Origin of the sequence: Pseudomonas sp. MYb193, assembly GCF_002966775.1 — a bacterium.
GTDB classification, from domain to species: domain Bacteria; phylum Pseudomonadota; class Gammaproteobacteria; order Pseudomonadales; family Pseudomonadaceae; genus Aquipseudomonas; species Aquipseudomonas paracarnis.
Window position 1 is genome coordinate 4,101,723 of sequence record NZ_CP023269.1, and the last position, 19,122, is coordinate 4,120,844.

The window sequence follows — 19,122 nt, forward strand, 5'->3', positions numbered from 1 at the left end:
CGTTCAACAGACTCCAGGTGCGCCGTCTGCCGGCGGCGTGTCCCGCCCGCTCGTAAAATCAAGAATGACCGTAAACCGCTGCTGCTCACGGATCACCTCAATCTGCCAGCCCAGCTTTGCGCACAACTGCCGCATCAACTGCAACCCAAGCCCATACCCAAAATCATCGGACTCCTGCCGCGGCTTGACCTCACTGATGTAATTGGCAATCACCAGCCGGGGGTATTTGAAACTGATATCCACCGTGCCCTCTTCCGCGTATTGCAGCGCATTGCGCAGGAAGTTGCCGATCACGATACGACACGCCGTAGGGGGCAGCCGGCAAGGTTCGTTGTGGATGTCGATGCTTAGCTCAATATCCCGGTGACCGATCAGGTAGCGGTGCCTTTCAATCAGTTCGCCAACTACTTCGCTCAGATTAACGTCTTCCTCGGGCAACGACTCTGGACGTTCGCGGCTCATCCACAGCAATGTCTCGGCGATGAGCTGCATATTGAGCACGGAGCGTTCTACGCGCTGCAACGAGGGTGGTAGCACACCACCCGATTGCAGAGCCAACAATTCGATATTGGCCTTGAGCACCGCCAGCGGCGTGCGCAGTTCATGGCTGGTGTAGCGCAACAAGCGGCCTTCACGCTGGCTGGCGGCCTGCACTTGCACAACACTTTTGGCCAGGGCATCGGCCAACATATTGAACTCCTTGAAGTTGAAACCCGGCCGCTCGCTGGCCAGGGCGTCAGGATTGTTCAGGGTGCTGGACCATTGGATCAGACGTCCCAGCGGACGCACCAACCACCACACCAACAGCGCGATGATAATCAGCGCCGGCACGAATACGGCCAGGCTGATGAGCTGGACGCTTTCCAGTACCTGGTCAAAGTAGGCGTCGGACAATGGCGTCTCGACCTCACCCCCTACCTCCTTATCGTGGTCGATGTCATACATGTAGAGGGTTTTGCCGTCGCCCAAAGGTTGTTCGAGAACGATATGGAACGGCGCCTCGTCGTCATCGGAATAGAGATCGCCGAAGATATTCACCGCACCAAAGGACAGGCTCGGCGGTGCATTCAGCAACTCGCGCACGTCCTGCGGCAACGCCTCCTTGCCGATGACGCTGGTGTAGTAGTAATTGTGCGGCGTCGGCGTGGTCGGGTCCTGTTTGTAGTGCCGGAGAAAATACAGGGCTTCCTCCTCCATCATCGCGCTGGCGGTGTAGAACAGGCCGCGCACGGTGAATTCAGGCAGCAGCCTGCTATAGATCACCAGCACCACCGCAATCAGACACAGGAAACTGCCGCTGATTACCCACTTCAGGCTCAGGCCGCTACGCATGGGCCTTTACCTGGATGCCGACACCCGCCAGGGTGTGGATCAATGGCCGGCCAAAAGGTTTGTCTACCGTCTTGCGCAGCCGATGCATATGCACTTTGAGCGTATTACTGTCGGGCGGCTCATCGCCCCAGATTTTGCTTTCCAACCGCTCCCTGGGAACAGGCTCGGGACTGGCGCGCATCAAGTGCTCCAGCAAGGCCCAGCAGATGGGTGACAGATGAAGCTCCTGCCCTGCCCGGCTGACTGTGCGAGTGGTCAGCTCCATGACCAGGTCGTCCACTTGCAGGCGGCTGGTCTGGCCGCTGCGCCGCAGGCTCAAGGCGCGAATCCGCGCCACCAGCTCGGCAAGCTCGAACGGCTTGACCAGATAGTCGTCGGCTCCCGCAGCAAAACTGGCGAGCTTGTCGGGCAACGCATCCAGCGAGGTCAGCATCAGGATGGGGGTCTGGATGCCTTGCTGGCGTAACCCTGCGCACAACTGCTGGCCGTTCAGTCGCGGCAGCATGATGTCCAGCAGAATGACGTCGTAATGCTGGTTGAGCGCCAGGTTGAGCCCGGCCTGGCCATTGCTGGCGTGATCGCAGACGATACCGCTGATCTCCAGGTACTCGATGACAGTGGTGGCCAGGTCCAGGTTGTCCTCGACCAGCAGCAGATGAATATGCACGGAAAAACCCTCGGGCAGATGGTGCTCAGCGGTGTGAAGGATAGCGGAAGTCAGGCTGTTTCCTGCGATGTTTACCTGGTGTTAACCCCGCGCTGCTTAGGCTAAGGCTCTTCTTATCCAGAGCTCGTCACCGTCATGAACCTGTATTCGATGATCAAAGGGGTGCTGTTAGCCGTGATTTTCCTCGCGCTGATGGTGGGCATCCTTCCACAGCAAACTCAGTTGGTACGCATGGGAGGCAGTGGCTGGTTTCTGATTGGCCAGAATGTTGAGCAGACAGGGTCGTGTCATGTCGCCCGTGCGTCGTGATGAGCTGGGCGCCAGCTATGCCAGCCAGTTGGTCGTCTGCGTGGTGCTGGTTATTGGTGTGGCGGTTTCGATGGGTCTATATATCGCGCGCTTGAATGCGCACCTCGATGAGCAACGCAACCTGACCTCGGTGTATCTGCCCGACTGCCCTGACGGCCGTGGTGGTTTTATGGTCTATCCCGATGACAGGCGCAGTGGTGACGAGTGCTACATCGCGCAGGAAGATGAGTCGAGCGATGTCGATGAGCTGCAGCGGCTATCAGGCTGGAACCTTGCGCAACGGTTCGACTACCTCCTGCCTGCAGCTCAATCACCGCGCACGTTTTAGATGCACGGCCTTTATGCTTACCCAGTGCAGGCGCCGGGCCGCTCTAAAGCCGCCGCGCTGGAGGCAGACTTGCTGCCAGGCCAGGTCGCCAACGGCGAGCTGTGCAGCGCACCAGAACACCCTCTCAACGTTTCACGCCTGAACATGCTGCCGCGTTGATCACTGTCATTGCCAGTTGAAACACATACTGCCAATACTCCACACACCATTCATCAGCCCCGCTGGCGAGTACACTCGACAGCAATGCCCACCAGGACAATCCTGCTGGGCAGGTTGCTGCTGATTATCATGGAAACTTGAGAAGGACACTCAAATGGTACGTGCCGTTACTATCCTCACCGAGAATTTTTCTGACTGGGAGCCCGCGCTGATCAATTCCACGGGCCGCGCCTACTATGGCTTCGAGACTTGTTTTGCCGCTCCCGGTGGCAAGCAAGTGACATCATCCGGTGGCATGACCATCATTCCCGACCTGGCCATCGAGGCCATTCGGCTGGACGATGTCGACTTGCTGATTGTGCCGGGAGGCCCGATCTGGAAAACAGACAAGGCACCCGCCATCGAGGCGCTGGTCCGTGAGGCTCACGCCAGGAACATCGTCGTGGCGGGGATCTGTGACGGTACCCGCGTACTGGCCAAGGCTGGAGTGCTGGATCACTTGCAGCACACCTCCAATTCCGCTGACAACCTCAAGCAGGTGCATTATCGCGGAGCAGATTATTACCAGGACGTACCGTACGCCGTTGCCGACCAGGGTGTGGTCACGGCTTCTGGCAGCGCGCCGGTCAGGCAGCGCTGGAATTCCCAGGCCGCCGCCGTGGTCGGCCTGGCAACTTCGGCTCTGGGTTTCGCTTTGTTTGCCTTCTTCCCCGAGCTTGAAGTCGCATTACAGTAGCCTCACTCGAATTCTCGGCGCAAGCTATCAGGCTCCGCCTGTGAGATAGCTTTTTACTTGCTTGACTACATCCCGAGCGGTACGGGTTACTCCGATCAATGTCGCAGACGCGAGCCCCGTCCAATCGCCGTAACCCACCAGCCACAGATTGGGTGAAGCAACACTCCGGTTTTCGTCCACAGCCACTTTGCCATCCTGGCCTACAATGCCTAGGCTCTTTAGGTGGTCGAGCGCTGGAGAAAACCCGGTGCACCAGATGACGACATCCACCTTCGTCTCGTTTCCTGATGACCACACGACACCCGTTGAGGTGTCAGCGCGGATTGACCACCGCCAATGACCACAACATCAAGTTTCGAATTCTGACTCACCAGCATCCTCCAGGCTCAATCGCGGCACCTCACCGTCGTCGTATCAGACTCTGCGACCGTGCTCATCAATGACTATTTGGCCGTCCTCTTTGGCGAAACTCCCTCGCTGCTCTTGCGGTAACAAATCGAGCACAGCTTCTGACGGACGACACAAACGCGTCCCCAAAGGCGTCACGACGATGGGGCGATTGATCAGGATAGGGTGAGCCATCATGGCATCGATGAGCTGTTCGTCCGTCAGCGAAGCTTCACCCAATCCCAGCTCTTCGCACGGAGTGCCTTTAATACGCAAAAGAGCCCGCACCCCGATACCCATGTCCCCGATGAGCCTGGTAAGTGTGGCGCGATCAGGCGGGGTCTTCAGGTACTCGATAACCGTCGGTTCTTCCCCGCTGTTACGGATCAACTCCAAGGTATTGCGAGAAGTGCCGCATTCGGGGTTGTGGTAGATCGTGATCTGGCTCATATCGCTTCCTCGTGCTGACGTTAGATGGAGCGCTGGTTGACGCGCTTGGAAAGCTCTTGGGCGGACTCTTTACGCTCGGAGTACCGATCAACCAAATAATCCTGGCGATCCCGCAACAGCAGCGTGAACTTCATCAACTCCTCCATCACGTCCACCAGTCGGTCGTAGTACGAGGAGGGTTTCATACGACCTGCCTCGTCGAACTCGGTGAACGCCTTTGCCACCGAAGATTGGTTTGGGATGGTGAACATCCGCATCCATCGACCCAGTACGCGCAGTTGGTTAACCACGTTGAAGGATTGGGAGCCGCCACAGACCTGCATCACAGCTAGGGTTTTGCCCTGCGTAGGTCGTACAGCACCTATCGCCAGCGGAACCCAGTCAATTTGGGCTTTGAATACTGCGCTCATGGAGCCGTGACGCTCAGGGGAGCACCACACCTGTCCCTCAGACCATTGCATCAGCTCGCGCAGCTCAGAGACCTTTGGATGTGTATCGGGAGCGTCATCCGGAAGCGGTAGACCCGATGGGTCAAAGATCTTGGTTTCAGCGCCAAACTCATTCAGCAGGCGTGCCGCCTCTTGCGTGACTAATCGGCTGAAGGAGCGCTCTCGCGTTGATCCATACAGCAGAAGAATGCGAGGTTTATGGAGCGAAGGCGTGCGAGGCGACAGTTGCTCCAGCGACGGAATGTCGATCAAGTCAGCGTGTACGTTCGGCAATGTGTCTTGCATATAAACTCCTACGGCGGCGCCTGGTTGGGTGCCGCTCGGTTGATCTTTAAAGCGAACCGATGCGGTTCAGTTCAGCTTTCAACTGTTCAGCGCTGATGGTCTTCAGTGGCAGCGCAAGAAATGCGCTCACGCGCTCGTGAATTTTGGCGAGTGTGGTTTCAAAAGCTGCGGTGATATCGGCCTCCGACCCGCTAGCGTCAGACGGGTCGGCCAGACCCCAATGCGCCTTCAAAGCTGGCCCAAAGAAGATTGGGCATGCCTCACCCGCTGCCCGGTCACAGACAGTGATCACGATGTCTGGAGGCGAGCCCTCAAAAGCATCCGAAGCCTTGCTGCTCAAGCCCACCGTGGAAATACCCGCCGCCTCCAGCGTTTGCAATGCCCGTTGATTCACCCGGCCACTGGGAAAGCTTCCTGAACTGACGGCTTCTACACCCTTGGGCGCCAAGTGGTTGAAAAGCGCCTCGGACAGAATGCTGCGGCAGCTGTTGTGGGTGCACATGAACAAGACTTTCATCAGACGATTCCTTGATTCAAAAACTGAGGCGCAGTGCCAGGGCGGACAATGTGGCGACGAGGATGGGCACGGTCAGCACGATCCCGGTCTTGAAGTAGTAACCCCAGCTGATCGTTATGTTTTTCCGGGCGAGCACGTGCAGCCACAACAGAGTTGCCAAGCTCCCAATTGGGGTGATCTTCGGGCCCAGGTCGCAGCCGATGATGTTGGCGTAAACCATCGCTTGCTGGACAACACCATCGACTTCGGCGGCATGAATGGATAAGGCGCCTACCAGAACGGTGGGCATGTTGTTCATGATCGAAGACAGCAACGCTGTTAGCAGCCCTGTACCAAGGGACGCGCCCCAAACGCCATAACCGGCGAACACGTTCAGGATCTGCGCGATGTGGTCGGTCAGGCCGGCGTTCTTCAGGCCATAAACAACCAGGTACATACCCAAAGAAAAAATCACCACCTGCCATGGCGCCTCTTTTAGCACCTTGCTTGTGTTGATGGCGTGACCACGAGCCGCGATGACATAGAGAATGAATGCACAGACCGCTGCAATGGCGCTGATTGGCACTCCCAATGGCTCAATGACAAAGAAGCCGATCAGCAGTAATGCCAGCACCCACCAACCGGCTACAAAAGTGGCCCGGTCGTGGATCGCCTCGTCCGGATTGTCCAGTTGGTTGAGGTCATAGGTCTTTGGTAGATCTTTGCGGAAAAACCACAGCAGCATGGCTAATGTCGCTGCCACGCTGACGATGTTTACCGGCACCATGATCGAAGCATATTCGTTGAAGCCGATATCGAAGTAGTCGGCAGAGACAATGTTGACCAGGTTGGAAACCACCAGCGGTAAGCTCGCCGTATCGGCGATAAAACCGGCTGCCATGACGAATGCCAACGTAGCCGCAGGAGAAAAACGCAGCGCCAGCAACATCGCGATCACAATGGGTGTGAGGATCAATGCTGCTCCGTCATTGGCGAACAGGGCCGACACCGCTGCGCCCAGCAGGACGATAAATGCGAACAGCTTACGGGTGCTCCCGCCTCCCCATCGGGCCACATGCAGCGCAGCCCATTTGAAAAAGCCTGCCTCATCAAGCAACAGACTAATAATAATGACCGCGATGAACGTTCCGGTAGCGTTCCAGACTATGTGCCAAACCTCTGGTATGTCGGCAAGGGTAACGACACCTGCCAGCAACGCCACGATGGCACCGAACATCGCACTCCAGCCCACCCCAAGCCCCTTGGGCTGCCAGATAACAAGGACGATGGTGGCGATAAAGATCAATACGGCAATCAGCATTTCATTAATCCGGTTGGGCGTGAATCAGCTACACACGGCTTGGTTGATCGGACGGTCGCTCATGCAGCAGAGGCGCTTAGCCTCGGTTTCCAGCCATTGCTGATTGGCGTCTACTACTTCCTTCAAAACTGCAGTCACCCACGTGGGCAAATCAGGATTCAGCCGGTAGTACACCCATTGGCCTTGGCGACGATCCAACAGCAAACCGGCAGAGCGCAGCAGCGCCAAATGACGAGAAATCTTCGGCTGACTCAGGTCGAGTGCTGCCGTTAGCTCGCAAACACACAGCTCACCTTCACTCACGACAAGCAGCGAAATTTTTGCTCGGGTGTCATCCGCCAGGCACTTGAATAAGGTGGTGGGGTTCATGGGTTCTGTCACAGATCCTCCAGGTGTTTGGTCTTGACCAAAACGAAGAGCTTGATGCGCTCGTGAATGTCGTGGAGCGTGTGGCGAAATGCGCCAGGATCATCGCTGGTTACTGGGTCAGGAAAATCCCAGGCAATGACTTCACCTGCGCTGGGCATTGGTAGGCACTCGCTTGCGGATTTATCACAAAGAGTGATTACGTAATCGAATCGATCAGCTTGAAACTCGTTGATGGACTTGCTGCGCAGACCCGTTGCATCGACTCCAACCGCCTCCAATGCTTGAGTCGTGCGCGGATCAACCTCAGATGGTTCAGACCCTGCGCTGAAGGCCTCGAAGCGCGGGTCGGTGTGCCGCAGCAAAGCCTCTGCAAGCAGGGAGCGGGCTGAGTTGGCAACGCACACGAAAAGCACTTTGATAGCAGGGCTCATGGTTGAACTCTATGCATATGGAGAAACGAATATACGGATATTCAAATATCCAGTAAACCATATGTGTTCGCTATCGCCGCTTTTCTTCCTGTTCGTTGGAGAGCGGCGGTGAGTCGCAAGCCCGATACTCCAGACGATGTGCGGGAACTCCTTCAGTCGAAGATTAGGGATGCGGGTCTTGGAAATGACCTGATCGGCACGCGTCTCGTTATTGGCGATCAGTGGGTAGGTCCCGCCCGGCGCCTCATGCGTTAGCGTATAGAACGAGGACAGTGACGGCTGGGTATCGAGATCGATGAGTAAGGTACGAAGACCCGCGTCGGCGCAGAACGCGCCTGGATTGGCGCCAACCGTAGTTTTCCCCGGCCCGCCTTTGGTTGAAACGACTGCAGCGACTTTCATTGGCCTTACCTCTGAATCGAAGGATTAGAGATGGCGTCATGCTAAGCGCGCTAAGCGTCTGGGTTGCTGGGTCAAATCCCAAGCAAAAAAAAGCCTGTATCTCTACAGGCTTTTCTCTATCTGGCTCCACGACCTGGACTCGAACCAGGGACCCAATGATTAACAGTCATTTGCTCTACCAACTGAGCTATCGCGGAATGCGCCGTATGTTACTGATTAAAAAGAAGAAGTCAAGCGTCCTCAGAAACTTTCCGCAAATCGTCCCCCTGCTCGCTTGAATACGGCGGTTCCTTGGCCAAATCCAGCCAGGCCCTTGCCGCCGGCGGCAAGTGGGCGCTCGCGCGCCAGGCCAGGGCGATGTGCCAATCGGTGTGGGGCTCGTCCAGGGGGACCAAGGCGATGCCGGGATGTTGGTGTTTGTGCGCCAGCATCCTAGGCAGGAAGGCGACGCCCAGCCCGGCGGTGACCAGGTCGACGATGAAGTCTATTTGCCCACTGCGGGCGGTGACTTTGGGCGTCACGCCTTTGCGTTCACAGGCGCTGAGGATCTTGGCATTGAGGGCAAAGCCGGCCTCGAACAGGATGAAGGGTGAGTCGGCCAGGTCGGTGAAGTCGATGCGCTCGCGCTGGGCCAGTGGGTGACCCATGGGCAATACGGCGATCAATGGCTCGTTGCGCACCGGTTGGTAGTCGAAGCCTTCATCAACCGGCAGCAGCAAGGCGGCGAGGTCCACCTCCCCTGCTTCCAGGCATTCGCGCAGCCTTTTACTGCCGTACTCGGTCAGTTCGATGTCGATGCCCGGGTAACGGCTGCGGTAAGTGGCGAACATCGCCGCAAACAACACTCCGCACCCTACCGGCGGCAGGCCGATGCGCAGCACGCCGCGCTGGAGGCCGCGCAGGTCGTTGATTTCAGCCATCAAGTCGGTGCGTTCGGCGAGCATCACCAAGGCGCGGCGGTAGGCAATTTCGCCAGCGGCGGTGAGTTCATTCCTGTGGCCGAGACGATTGAGCAACGGCATGCCCAGTTCGTCCTCAAGGGTCTTGACCGCTTTGCTCACGGTGGACTGGGTCAGGGCAACCACTTCCGCCGCCTGGGAGAACCCGCCCTGGCGCACCACTTCGACAAACGCACGCAAGGTTCGCAGGTTCATCAGTATTCCTTTAGTGACTGGATGACAGTGATAAAAGTTGTTTTCATCATGGCATAACTTTGCTTAGGGTGTAGCACTTTGCCCAGGGAGACACTGTTGATGATCATCTCGTCCGCTTCCGATTACCGCGCTGCGGCCAAGCGCAAGTTGCCGCGCTTTCTGTTCGATTACATCGACGGCGGTGCCTACGCCGAGCACACGCTTCGCGCCAACAGTTCGGACCTGGCCGAGATCAGCCTGCGCCAACGCATCCTGCGCAATGTCGACGACCTGAGCCTCACCACCCAGCTGTTCGGTACCGAACTGGCGATGCCAGTGATCCTTAGCCCGGTCGGCCTGACCGGCATGTATGCGCGACGCGGTGAAGTGCAAGCAGCCAAGGCGGCGGCCAACAAAAACATCCCTTTTTGCCTGTCGACAGTGTCGGTGTGTTCGATTGAGGAAGTGGCCTCGCAAAGCCCGCAGTCGATCTGGTTCCAGCTGTATGTGCTCAAGGATCGCGGCTTCATGCGCAACGCCCTGGAGCGGGCGCAGGCCGCCGGCGTGACCACCCTGGTATTCACGGTGGATATGCCCACACCCGGCGCACGCTACCGCGATGCGCACTCGGGCATGTCTGGCCCCTATGCAGCGCAGCGGCGCATGTTGCAGGCGGTGACCAAGCCGCAGTGGGCCTTCGATGTGGGCTTGATGGGCCGCCCCCACGACCTGGGCAATATTTCCAAATACCTGGGCAAACCCACTCACCTGGAGGACTACATTGGCTGGCTGGCCAACAACTTCGACCCGTCCATCAGTTGGAAAGACCTGGAGTGGATCCGCGAATTCTGGAAAGGCCCGATGATCATCAAGGGCATCCTCGACCCTCAGGATGCCAAGGACGCGGTGAGTTTCGGTGCCGACGGCATCGTGGTCTCCAACCATGGCGGCCGCCAGCTCGACGGGGTGCTGTCCACGGCCAAGGCGTTGCCGCCGATTGCCGAAGCGGTGGGCGATGACTTGACCGTGCTGGTGGACTCCGGCATTCGCTCCGGGCTCGACGTGGTGCGCATGCTCGCCCTGGGCGCCAAGGCGTGCCTGCTGGGGCGTGCCACCGCCTACGCGCTGGCCGCCGAGGGCCAGCATGGGGTAGAGAATCTGCTGGACATCTTCGCCAAGGAAATGCGCGTGGCCATGACCCTTACCGGGGTCACCTCCATCGCGCAAATCGACCGTACCACCCTGGTCTAGTGGTGATGGGTGCGGTGTACTTTGTTCACGAATAACCGAAGCGTTGTTTATTTGCGACAAGCAACTCGCCCCACCGAAACAGTTACGTCAACCGGGCCGGCGGCAACGCTGGCCCAAATCAGCCAAATAACTGGCGCCATGCTTTAACGGACTTTTCTTACTTAAAAATTAGTTAATTGATTTATAAGGATTTTTGCCAACTAAATACACTTGGCCTGAATCTCGCTCTAGTACTGTTCAAGCAGGTTCGGCGATGACAAGACGTGCGGCAGTGCCATGGGGTTATAACCCAACGAAAAGCGGTTTAAACTGTTTCCAATGTTTTACGGAACTGAAGGATCAGTAAGACGCTTGGCACTCGCCACCCTCATCCCGCCTGTAAGACAGCCCAGTGCTTAGAGGCCCCGCGCTTATGAAAACCCCCACCCAGACCAACGCAATTGACTTTGACAGTGCCAAATTGCAACGCCTGGGATTTGGCCAGCCATCCTTGCGCCCACGCCGCCCCGCCACCCTCGCCGAACTTCGCCAGCAACTGAACCAGCAGTTGCAGACCAGCCTGGAGCCGGAGCGCATCCTGGGCCTGTTCTTTCGTGAGGTTCAGCGCCTGGTGCCGCTGGACGCGTTGCAATACCGTCACGCCGCCAGCGACCTGCGCCTGGAGTTTGGCCACCGGGGTCATCACTCCGTCAGCTACACCCTGAGCCATGAAGGCGAACACCTGGGGGAACTGGTCTTTCGTCGCAACCAGCGGTTGCTTGAAGAGGAACTGAGCCAACTCGAACTCCTGCTGGTGACCTTGCTTTATCCGATGCGCAACGCCCTGCTCTACCGCGCCGCCACCCGCAGCGCCCTGCGTGACCCGTTGACCGAAACCGGCAACCGTGTGGCCATGGACCAGACGCTGCAGCGAGAAATCGACATGGCACGTCGGCACTTGCACCCGCTGTCGTTGTTGATGCTGGACATCGACCACTTCAAGAAAATCAACGACACCCATGGGCATGCTGCGGGCGACAGCGTACTGCGCGCCGTAGCCGGGGCGATCAAACGCCAGCTGCGCAACGTGGACATGGTGTTTCGGTTTGGCGGGGAAGAGTTTTTGATCCTACTCTCCAACACCGGTCGCGATGCCGCGAGAATGGTGGGAGAACGCCTGCGCCAGGCGGCGCAAGCCCAGGACTACTGGGTAGAGGGCACGCGAATCGAACTGACCGTGAGCCTCGGTTGTTCTACGCTGCTGGCGGCCGAGTCGGCTGAAAGCCTGCTGCGCCGGGCCGACAATGCGTTGTACGTGGCCAAGCGCGAAGGTCGCAATCGCTTGGCGATGGCGGGATAAGGTCAGTTGTGGCGAGGGAGCTTGCTCCCGTTGGACTGCGTAGCAGGCCCATTCTTTTTAAATAAAGAATGGGGCCGCTTCGCGCCCCAGCGGGAGCAAGCTCCCTCGCCACAGTTACCGTTACGCCTCGCTGGCGATGCGCACAGGGCGCTCGCGAACGGCTGGCGCCTTGTCTTTTTCCGCATTCTCTAGACGCATGCAGCTTTCCAGGAACAAGTGCATGTAGTCGTAGCTCTTGCACACCGCCTGGCGCAACTCTTCCTGCAAGGCCTTGCTCGGGCTGGTCCCCGCCAGTGTGCAGATGATTTCCAGGGCTTCCCAAGGGTGGGCATCGTCGTATTGGGCGTGCATCTTCAGCCACTTCATCGCCCGCTTGCGATCTTCCTCAGGGAAGGCGGCAGCATACACACCAGTAGAGCAGACCACGGCAGACCACTCCCCCGTCGCCCCCTCGATCGCGTAGTTGGTGGCGGCAATCGCGACGATCAACGCATCCGCCGAGCTGGTGTGCCAGCACCAATGGCTCAGGGCGTGCAACTCGGGCGGCACCTCCTGCGCTTGCAGTTCTTCAAGGCTGACGCCGTGAGCCCGCGCCCAATTGACCCAATAGTCGGCATGGTTGAGCTCCACGCGAATGTTACGCATCAGCCAACGGCGCGCCATATCCTCCCCAGGATGGCGGGCAAACTTGGTCTTGGTCAGGTTCTGCGCCATGTACAAGGCAAACTGTTCCACCACCGGCCAACCACCAATCAGGTAGTGGCGCATGGTCTTGGCGCTGAGGGCGTTGTCGCGCATGCGCTGGTACAGTTCGTGCTCGACAACCCGACGCTTGCTCTCGCTACAGTCCTGGATCAGTTGCTGCGCCCAGGCGGGGTAACTCGAGGCTTCCATAAGCGGGCCGGTTCTGTTGAATGTGTCGATCACTGTGGGGCTCCTTTTCAAGTGTGATTGTACAGACCAGCAAATGTTTCAGCGGAAAGTGCCGGGCGCCTTGAATAACAGAGGCTGCGGCCGCTCAGGTCGGCACTGCAGGCTATCAAAGGTAAACAATTGCGGGCGTTCAATCAGGTAGCCCTGAGCGTAATCCACACCTATCTCAAGTAAAGCCTGTTCGATCTGGGGTGTTTCAACAAACTCGGCAATCGTGCGCTTACCCATGACGTGGCCGATGTGGTTGATCACCTCGACCATGGCGCGGTTAATCGGGTCGTCCAGCATATCCTTTACGAAACTTCCATCGATCTTCAGGAAGTCTACAGGTAAATGTTTCAAATATGCGAATGAGGACATTCCGGCGCAAAAATCATCCAGGGAAAAATGGCACCCTAACGCTTTGAGTTCATTAATAAATCGAATCGCACTGCCCAAATTGGCTATAGCGCTCGTTTCAGTTATTTCAAAACAAATCATTTCCGGTGGAATGTTGTAACTATCGAATTTCTGACGTAAAAAACCCAAAAAGTCATCATCGCCAATGGTTATGCCTGACAGATTAATCGCACACATGGCCATGGGTCGGCCCGGACGCTCATGCATGCAGCGGGCGATAATCTTGAATACGTTTTCCACTACCCAACGGTCCAGGGACGTCATCAAACCGTAACGCTCGGCCGCCGGAATAAAACTGTTGGGTAAAATGATCCGCCCCGCTTCGTCATGCAGCCGCAGGAGAATTTCGATGTGCCCATTGCCGGCGTCGGTAGGGCCCAACGGCGCGATTTCCTGGGCGTAGAGGCAAAAGCGGTCTTCCTCAAGGGCGATATGCAGCCGCTGTACCCAGGCCATCTCGCCAAACCGCAGAGACAATTCCGAGTCGTCGACGTGGTAGACCTGCACCCGGTTGCGGCCCTTTTCCTTGGCCATGTAGCACGCCATATCGGCAGCGCGCAGGGAGGTTTCCAGGGTGGTCGGGGTTTGCGAGATATGCACCAGGCCAATGCTGACAGTGGTCATGAAGGGCCGCCCCTTCCACACGAAGTGCAAGCTCTGCACGGTATGGCGCAGGCTCTCGGCGATTTTTTCCGCCACCTGCGGCGGGCAGTTTTCCAGCAGGACGCCAAACTCGTCGCCGCCCAACCGAGCCAGGGTGTCGCCTTCGCGCAGGTCTGATTGCAATAGCGCGCAGATGTGACGCAACAATTCATCGCCCGCCGCGTGGCCACAGGTGTCATTGACCAGCTTGAACTGGTCGAGGTCGAGGAACATCAAGGCATGTCGCCCACTTTGCTGGCGCGCGACCTGTTGCAGCACCTGTTCAAGGCGGAACTCGAACTCGCGACGGTTGGCCAGGCCGGTCAAGGCGTCATGGGTGGCCTGCCAGGAAAGATTGGCGATGTACTGGCGTTCCTGGGTCATGTCGTGCAGCACCAGGACCGCACCGCTGATCTTGCCGGCGCTGCGGATCGGAGCGCCCACCAGGGTGACCGAGACCGTGCTGCCGTCCAGGCGCTGGATCAGCTTGGAATGCTCGCTGCCGCCGCTGAACTGGCCCTTGACGATGTGCTCAATCAGGGTGAATCCGTCGGGCTCGGCGTTTTCATTCAAAAGTTTGAACAACGCCGCCAGCGGCAGGCCCTGGGCCTGCTCCGAGCGCCAGTGGGTCAAGGCCTCAGCGGCAGGGTTCATATAGGCAATGGCCCCGTCGACATCGGTGGTAATCACCCCGTCGCCAATCGACTCCAATGTAATCTGCGCCCGCTCCTTCTCCGCTTGCAGCGCATCGGCAAAGGCATGACGCTGGGCCAGCAGCTTGTGGGTGCGCAGCAGCGCCAACACGATCAGGCCCAAGGCAGTCGCCAGGTTGGTGATCAACAACAGGCGCAGGATCATCCGCGAACCTTCGCCCAGGGCATCGCTGAAGGCCTTGGCGGCGGGCGTCACCCCCTCATTGATGGCCGTGATGCGCGCCTTCCAACTATGGACATCGTCATTGCTGACGTAGCCGGAGGTAATGGCGCCGTGCATCTCCTGGGCCAGCTCATCCAACTGCAGCAGATAGCCGTCGCCCACCGTCCACAGCTCAATGGCTTTTTCCAGGTAGCTGAAATGGCGGAAGTTGAGGTACAGCCAGATCAGGCTGGAAACGTCGTCCGGATGGTTGCCGCCCTTGAGAATACCCAGGCGCGCGGCCTCCATGTCTGGATTGGGACGGTCCAGCGCAATGCGCAATTCATGCCCACCCTGGGGCACGGCAATGGCCTGCTGGTATTTGAGGTAGGTGGCGTCGTTGCGGTTATCGGCGTAGAGGGTCAGGTAGTAGATGGCATCCTTCTGGCCCTTGGACCACAGGCTTTCACCCGCCACATAACCCCGCACTGCCGAAAGCACGTAGAGACTGACGCAGCCTAACAATGCCTGGAACAACACGACGGCGATGAAGGGCCAGACAATTCCCAACAGACGTGGCGTTCCGAGAGTCCGCTTTTGCTTCATGAAGTCCCTTACACATGCACAGCTTAATACGCACGCGAAAATCCGCTCCCGATAGCACAGCCTAAGCTAAATCAACGCACTTGTTGCAAGTGTCCGTACAGTTTGGCGTACAACCCACCATCGGCAATCAACTGCTGATGGTCGCCATCCTCGGCGATGTGCCCGCCATCGAACACCAACACTCGGTCAGCCTGCTTCACCGCAGACAGCCGGTGGGCGATGATCAGTGTAGTACGCCCGCTGAGAAACCGCGCCAGTGCCTGGTGCAGGTTGTACTCGGTCGCCGCATCCAATGCAGATGTGGCCTCGTCCAGAATCACCACTTTAGGCTCGGCGAGCACCATGCGGGCGATCGCCAGGCGTTGCCGCTGGCCACCGGAAAAGCGCACGCCCGAACGCCCGACAACGCTGTCCAGGCCCAAGGGCAATGCCTTGACAGTAGCATCCAGTTGGGCGATTTCCAGCGCCTGCCAGCAGGCTTGATCGGTGCGGGTGCGGCCCATGGTCAGGTTGGCGCGCACGGTATCGTTGAACAGCGCCGGGTGTTGCAGTACCACCGCGACGTTTTCGCGGATGGTCTCCAGGCCGATCTCCTGCTGGGTGGCAGTGCCAAAACGAATGCTGCCGGCCTGCGGCGTGTAGAGCCCCAGCAGCAGTTGCACCAGGGTGCTTTTGCCGCCGCCGCTGGCGCCGACAATTGCCACCTTTTCACCCGGTGCGATGGCCAGGTTCAACTGGTTGAGTACCAGGTCTTCGCCGTAGCCAAAGTCGAGGCCACGCACTTCGATGCCGACCGTCTCGCGCCCGCTGAACGGGTCTGCGCCGCCTGGGTATTGCGGCTCATCGGCACGCGCCAGCAGCTCGTTGATGCGCGACAGCGCGCCGCCCGCCGCGTAATAGGCGTATTGCAGGTTCAGCAGTTGTTCCACCGGGCCAATCATGAACCACAGGTAACTGAACACCGCGAGCATCTGGCCGATGGACAGGTCGGAAAACAGCACAGTGAGCATGGCCGCGGCGCGGAAGATGTCGATACCGAACTGGAACAGCAAGCCACTGGCGCGGCTCGACGCGTCGGTTTTCCACTGGGAATGAATGGCATAGTCACGCACTTCCTGAGCACGCTGGCCCAGGCGCCCGAGGAAAAAGCCTTGGCGGTTGCCGGCACGTACTTCCTGGATGGCATCGAGGGTTTCAGTCAGCGCCTGGGTAAAGCGTGAAGTACTGTCGTTTTCCAGCTTCTTGAGGTGCTTGACGCGCTTGCCCAATTGCACCGTGGCGTAGATCACCAACGGATTGAACAACAGGATCAACAACGCCAGTTGCCAATGCATCCACACCAGGATCGCCGAGGTGCCGACCAGGGTCAGCATCGCCACCAGGAAGCGACTGAGGGTTTCACCCACGAATTTGTCCAGGGTGTCCAGGTCGGTCACCAGATGAGTGGTGACCGTACCGCTGCCCAGGCTTTCGTACTCACCCAGAGAGATACGCTTGAGACGCTCGATCAGGCGCACGCGGATGCGGTACACGATGTCCTTGGCCAAGCGCGCAAACAGCCGCGCCTGCACCACGTTGAACACCAGCGCGCCGCAGCGCAGGGCCAGGGTGACCAAGAGCATCAGGCCGATATAGCCAGCGGCTTTTTGCCAACCCAGGGGCAGCGCGTGATTCATCACCTTGAGGGCGGCATCGCCATGGCCCAGCAGCACTTCGTCCACCAGCAACGGCAACAACAGCGGGATAGGCACGCTGCACAGGGTGGCGAGCACAGCGACGCCGTTGGCAACCCACAGGGATTTCTTGTGGCGCAGGGCCAGGCGGCGAATTTCTGCCCAGGTCAGGCGGTCGGTGCGTGGAGGCTGTTCATACACAGGCAGCTCGCTCCAGCCATCGACCCAGTAACGGCGACAGCTCGGACAGCGGCTGGTAACCATTGGTCAGCAAGGCCAACTGGCCGTTGCGTTCGGCCAGCAGGGTCGGGAACCCGGCAATGCCCAGGTCTTGCACCCAAGTGAAATCGGCCGCCGTGGCCGCGTGCTGCTCGGCACGGTCGAACTCGCCGGCAAACTCGATACGTGGAATGCCGGCCTGCTCGGCCAGCTCAACCAACACATGGGCAAGGGTCACGTCCCGTCCTTCGACATAGAACGCACGCTGGATCAGCCCCAGCAGCTTCCAGGCGCAATCCGGCGCCAGGCTGCGTGCGGTGACGATAGCGCGGCACGCCGGCTCGGTGTCGTAGACAAACCCGTCAGGCAGCGCGCCGTCACGCTTGAACGGCTGGCCGGTGGCGTCGGTGACGGCCTGCCAGTGTTCAAGGATGTAGCGCCGGGTAGTCGGCTCCAGCGCCGCGCCGCTGCCGGTGCGCAAGCCGCCCACCACCAGGTGCACGTCCACGCCGGCCGCCTGGGCCTGCTCCACCAGCGCTTGTGCCACCGGGGCAAAGCCCCAGCACCAGGAACACATCGGGTCCATTACATAGAGCAGGCGCGCAGACATGGCTCAGGCCTCGGAAGGGGTTTGCTTATAGTTGTAACCAATCGGGTGCGGCATGTTGCGGGCCTTGGCCAGTTCGATCTGCTTCTGGCGGTCGATTGCGCTGCGACGGGTCTTCTCCGGCAGCTTATCCCAGCAATGGGGGCAACTGATGCCGGCCAAATAATGCTCGGAGGCGCGGTCTTCTACGCTCACGGGTGTGCGGCAGGCATGACATTGATCGTAGTCGCCTTCGCTCAAGTCGTGGCGCACGGTCACGCGATTGTCGAACACAAAGCAGTCGCCCTGCCATTTGGTTTCTTCCTGGGGCACCTCTTCGAGGTACTTCAGGATACCGCCCTTGAGGTGGTAGACCTCATCGAAGCCCTCGCTGAGCATGTAGCTCGACGCCTTCTCACAGCGAATGCCGCCGGTGCAGAACATGGCGACCTTCTTGTGCTTGGCCGGGTCGAAGTTGGCTTTGATGTAGTCGGGAAATTCGCGAAAACTGGTGGTTTTCGGGTCGATTGCGCCTTCGAACGTGCCAATTGACACTTCGTAGTCGTTACGGGTATCGATCAACAACACTTCCGGGTCGCTGATCAACGCGTTCCAATCCTGCGGTTCGACGTAGGTACCGACCTTTTTGTTCGGGTCGACGCCTTCAACGCCCAGGGTCACGATCTCTTTCTTGAGCTTGACCTTGGTGCGATAGAACGGCTGGTCGTCGCAGTAGGATTCCTTGTGGTCGATGTCGACCATGCGCGGGTCTTTTTTCAGCCAGGCCATCAGGCCGTCAATGCCTTCGCGGCTGCCGGAAACGGTGCCGTTGATGCCTTCTTCGGCGATCAGCAAGGTGCCTTTGATGCCGTTATCGACCATCGCCTGCAACAGGGGCTCGCGCAGGGCGACGTAATCTTCGAGGGTGACGAACTTATACAGTGCCGCCACGACAATCGGTTGAGTCATGGGTGTTCTCTCCAGGTGGCTACCCTCGTAAGGGGTGAACCGGATGCAAAAAAAACGCGCCGGCTAAGCGGCGCGTTGCGGATTCTATCAGGGTTCCCCCGTCAATGTCCGCCGGCGCAGGTCGGCGAGGCCGGGGCTGCGTCGATCGTCGCCCACTCTTCGGGCGTATAGGTATGCAGCGCCAGCGCATGGAACTCGCTCATCAGATCACCCAGGGTGGCATAGACCTTCTGATGGCGCTTGACGCGGTTGAGCCCCTCGAACTGCTGGCTGACCAGCACGGCCTTGAAGTGGGTCTGCAACCCACGGCTGTGCATGTGGCTTTCATCCAGCACGCTCAAGTGTTGCGGGGCCAGGGCGGCAAGGGCCGTTTCGATACGCTGTTGCATGGTCATT

21 protein-coding genes, 1 tRNA gene and 2 pseudogenes are annotated in these 19,122 nt (G+C 58.7%); 6 read left to right on the top strand and 18 right to left on the bottom strand.

From position 1 onward, the window contains the following. Window positions 1–3 precede the first annotated feature (3 nt). Window positions 4–1,332 (bottom strand): HAMP domain-containing sensor histidine kinase, encoded by a 1,329-nt coding sequence (locus CLM72_RS18590; protein WP_105227443.1) that lies wholly within the window; start codon window positions 1,330–1,332, stop codon window positions 4–6. Continuing rightward, the gene (locus tag CLM72_RS18595; RefSeq protein ID WP_105227445.1) at window positions 1,325–1,999 is read right to left on the bottom strand and encodes a response regulator transcription factor; all 675 of its coding nucleotides are present in this window, start codon (window positions 1,997–1,999) and stop codon (window positions 1,325–1,327) included. Before CLM72_RS18595 ends, CLM72_RS18590 begins: the two co-directional genes overlap by 8 nt. Before the next feature lie 135 nt (window positions 2,000–2,134). On the opposite strand from CLM72_RS18595, the gene CLM72_RS29000 reads away from it, so the two are divergent. The 4 genes from CLM72_RS29000 (at window position 2,135) to CLM72_RS18605 (ending at window position 3,531) form a co-directional block, all read left to right on the top strand. After that, window positions 2,135–2,308 carry a hypothetical protein gene (locus CLM72_RS29000; protein WP_014719228.1) on the top strand — a complete coding sequence of 58 codons (174 nt, stop codon included), beginning with the start codon at window positions 2,135–2,137 and terminating at the stop codon, window positions 2,306–2,308. Beyond that, window positions 2,289–2,636 carry a hypothetical protein gene (locus CLM72_RS18600; RefSeq protein WP_105227447.1) on the top strand — a complete coding sequence of 116 codons (348 nt, stop codon included), beginning with the start codon at window positions 2,289–2,291 and terminating at the stop codon, window positions 2,634–2,636. The genes CLM72_RS29000 and CLM72_RS18600 overlap by 20 nt, the downstream gene beginning before the upstream one ends. Continuing rightward, window positions 2,637–2,795, top strand: coding sequence for a hypothetical protein (locus CLM72_RS28795; protein ID WP_158688693.1), 159 nt, complete (start codon window positions 2,637–2,639; stop codon window positions 2,793–2,795). It abuts the gene before it with no gap. A gap of 154 nt (window positions 2,796–2,949) precedes the next feature. Next, window positions 2,950–3,531 (top strand): DJ-1/PfpI family protein, encoded by a 582-nt coding sequence (locus tag CLM72_RS18605; protein WP_249348353.1) that lies wholly within the window; start codon window positions 2,950–2,952, stop codon window positions 3,529–3,531. Window positions 3,532–3,558: 27 nt separating this feature from the next. Here the strand turns inward: CLM72_RS18605 and CLM72_RS18610 are convergent. The 10 genes and pseudogenes from CLM72_RS18610 to CLM72_RS18655 all read right to left on the bottom strand — a co-directional run. Then, window positions 3,559–3,843 (bottom strand): annotated as a pseudogene (locus tag CLM72_RS18610) (FAD-dependent oxidoreductase); the annotation flags it as partial. Window positions 3,844–3,945: 102 nt separating this feature from the next. Then, window positions 3,946–4,368: an arsenate reductase (glutaredoxin) gene (gene arsC, locus CLM72_RS18615; protein WP_105227449.1), complete on the bottom strand. Its 423-nt coding sequence runs from the start codon at window positions 4,366–4,368 to the stop codon at window positions 3,946–3,948. 20 nt (window positions 4,369–4,388) lie between these two features. Further along, window positions 4,389–5,102 (bottom strand): arsenical resistance protein ArsH, encoded by a 714-nt coding sequence (gene arsH / locus CLM72_RS18620; protein WP_105227451.1) that lies wholly within the window; start codon window positions 5,100–5,102, stop codon window positions 4,389–4,391. A 46-nt stretch (window positions 5,103–5,148) separates the two neighbouring features. Further along, complete coding sequence (locus tag CLM72_RS18625) at window positions 5,149–5,619, bottom strand: arsenate reductase ArsC (RefSeq protein WP_105227453.1); 471 nt, start codon at window positions 5,617–5,619, stop codon at window positions 5,149–5,151. Window positions 5,620–5,635: 16 nt separating this feature from the next. After that, window positions 5,636–6,919 carry an arsenic transporter gene (locus CLM72_RS18630; protein WP_096143207.1) on the bottom strand — a complete coding sequence of 428 codons (1,284 nt, stop codon included), beginning with the start codon at window positions 6,917–6,919 and terminating at the stop codon, window positions 5,636–5,638. A gap of 24 nt (window positions 6,920–6,943) precedes the next feature. After that, window positions 6,944–7,288 carry a metalloregulator ArsR/SmtB family transcription factor gene (locus CLM72_RS18635; protein ID WP_168220182.1) on the bottom strand — a complete coding sequence of 115 codons (345 nt, stop codon included), beginning with the start codon at window positions 7,286–7,288 and terminating at the stop codon, window positions 6,944–6,946. An 8-nt stretch (window positions 7,289–7,296) separates the two neighbouring features. Continuing rightward, the gene (locus CLM72_RS18640) at window positions 7,297–7,719 is read right to left on the bottom strand and encodes an arsenate reductase ArsC (RefSeq protein ID WP_105227457.1); all 423 of its coding nucleotides are present in this window, start codon (window positions 7,717–7,719) and stop codon (window positions 7,297–7,299) included. A gap of 153 nt (window positions 7,720–7,872) precedes the next feature. Further along, window positions 7,873–8,121 (bottom strand): annotated as a pseudogene (locus CLM72_RS18645) (ParA family protein); the annotation flags it as partial. A gap of 121 nt (window positions 8,122–8,242) precedes the next feature. After that, window positions 8,243–8,318, bottom strand: a tRNA-Asn gene (locus CLM72_RS18650). A gap of 33 nt (window positions 8,319–8,351) precedes the next feature. Then, complete coding sequence (locus tag CLM72_RS18655) at window positions 8,352–9,275, bottom strand: LysR family transcriptional regulator (protein ID WP_105227459.1); 924 nt, start codon at window positions 9,273–9,275, stop codon at window positions 8,352–8,354. A 99-nt stretch (window positions 9,276–9,374) separates the two neighbouring features. Between CLM72_RS18655 and lldD the strand changes: the two genes are divergently transcribed. Together lldD and CLM72_RS18665 are read left to right on the top strand one after the other, a co-directional pair. Then, a complete protein-coding gene (gene lldD / locus CLM72_RS18660) occupies window positions 9,375–10,505 on the top strand; it encodes an FMN-dependent L-lactate dehydrogenase LldD (RefSeq protein ID WP_034126164.1) in 1,131 nt (376 codons plus the stop codon). Window positions 10,506–10,917: 412 nt separating this feature from the next. Continuing rightward, window positions 10,918–11,844: a GGDEF domain-containing protein gene (locus CLM72_RS18665; protein WP_014719251.1), complete on the top strand. Its 927-nt coding sequence runs from the start codon at window positions 10,918–10,920 to the stop codon at window positions 11,842–11,844. A 120-nt stretch (window positions 11,845–11,964) separates the two neighbouring features. Here the strand turns inward: CLM72_RS18665 and CLM72_RS18675 are convergent, their stop codons facing one another. From CLM72_RS18675 to CLM72_RS18700, 6 genes are all read right to left on the bottom strand, one after another. Beyond that, window positions 11,965–12,738 (bottom strand): TenA family transcriptional regulator, encoded by a 774-nt coding sequence (locus CLM72_RS18675; RefSeq protein WP_371920475.1) that lies wholly within the window; start codon window positions 12,736–12,738, stop codon window positions 11,965–11,967. A gap of 78 nt (window positions 12,739–12,816) precedes the next feature. Beyond that, window positions 12,817–15,279 carry an EAL domain-containing protein gene (locus CLM72_RS18680; protein WP_105227466.1) on the bottom strand — a complete coding sequence of 821 codons (2,463 nt, stop codon included), beginning with the start codon at window positions 15,277–15,279 and terminating at the stop codon, window positions 12,817–12,819. 71 nt (window positions 15,280–15,350) lie between these two features. Then, a complete protein-coding gene (locus CLM72_RS18685) occupies window positions 15,351–17,153 on the bottom strand; it encodes an ABC transporter ATP-binding protein (protein ID WP_034126161.1) in 1,803 nt (600 codons plus the stop codon). Further along, window positions 17,146–17,748 (bottom strand): DsbA family protein, encoded by a 603-nt coding sequence (locus CLM72_RS18690; protein ID WP_170949794.1) that lies wholly within the window; start codon window positions 17,746–17,748, stop codon window positions 17,146–17,148. The genes CLM72_RS18685 and CLM72_RS18690 overlap by 8 nt, the downstream gene beginning before the upstream one ends. A gap of 36 nt (window positions 17,749–17,784) precedes the next feature. Continuing rightward, the gene (locus CLM72_RS18695; RefSeq protein WP_105227468.1) at window positions 17,785–18,726 is read right to left on the bottom strand and encodes a rhodanese-related sulfurtransferase; all 942 of its coding nucleotides are present in this window, start codon (window positions 18,724–18,726) and stop codon (window positions 17,785–17,787) included. A gap of 101 nt (window positions 18,727–18,827) precedes the next feature. Continuing rightward, window positions 18,828–19,121 (bottom strand): BolA family transcriptional regulator, encoded by a 294-nt coding sequence (locus CLM72_RS18700; RefSeq protein ID WP_105227470.1) that lies wholly within the window; start codon window positions 19,119–19,121, stop codon window positions 18,828–18,830. Window position 19,122 lies beyond the last annotated feature (1 nt).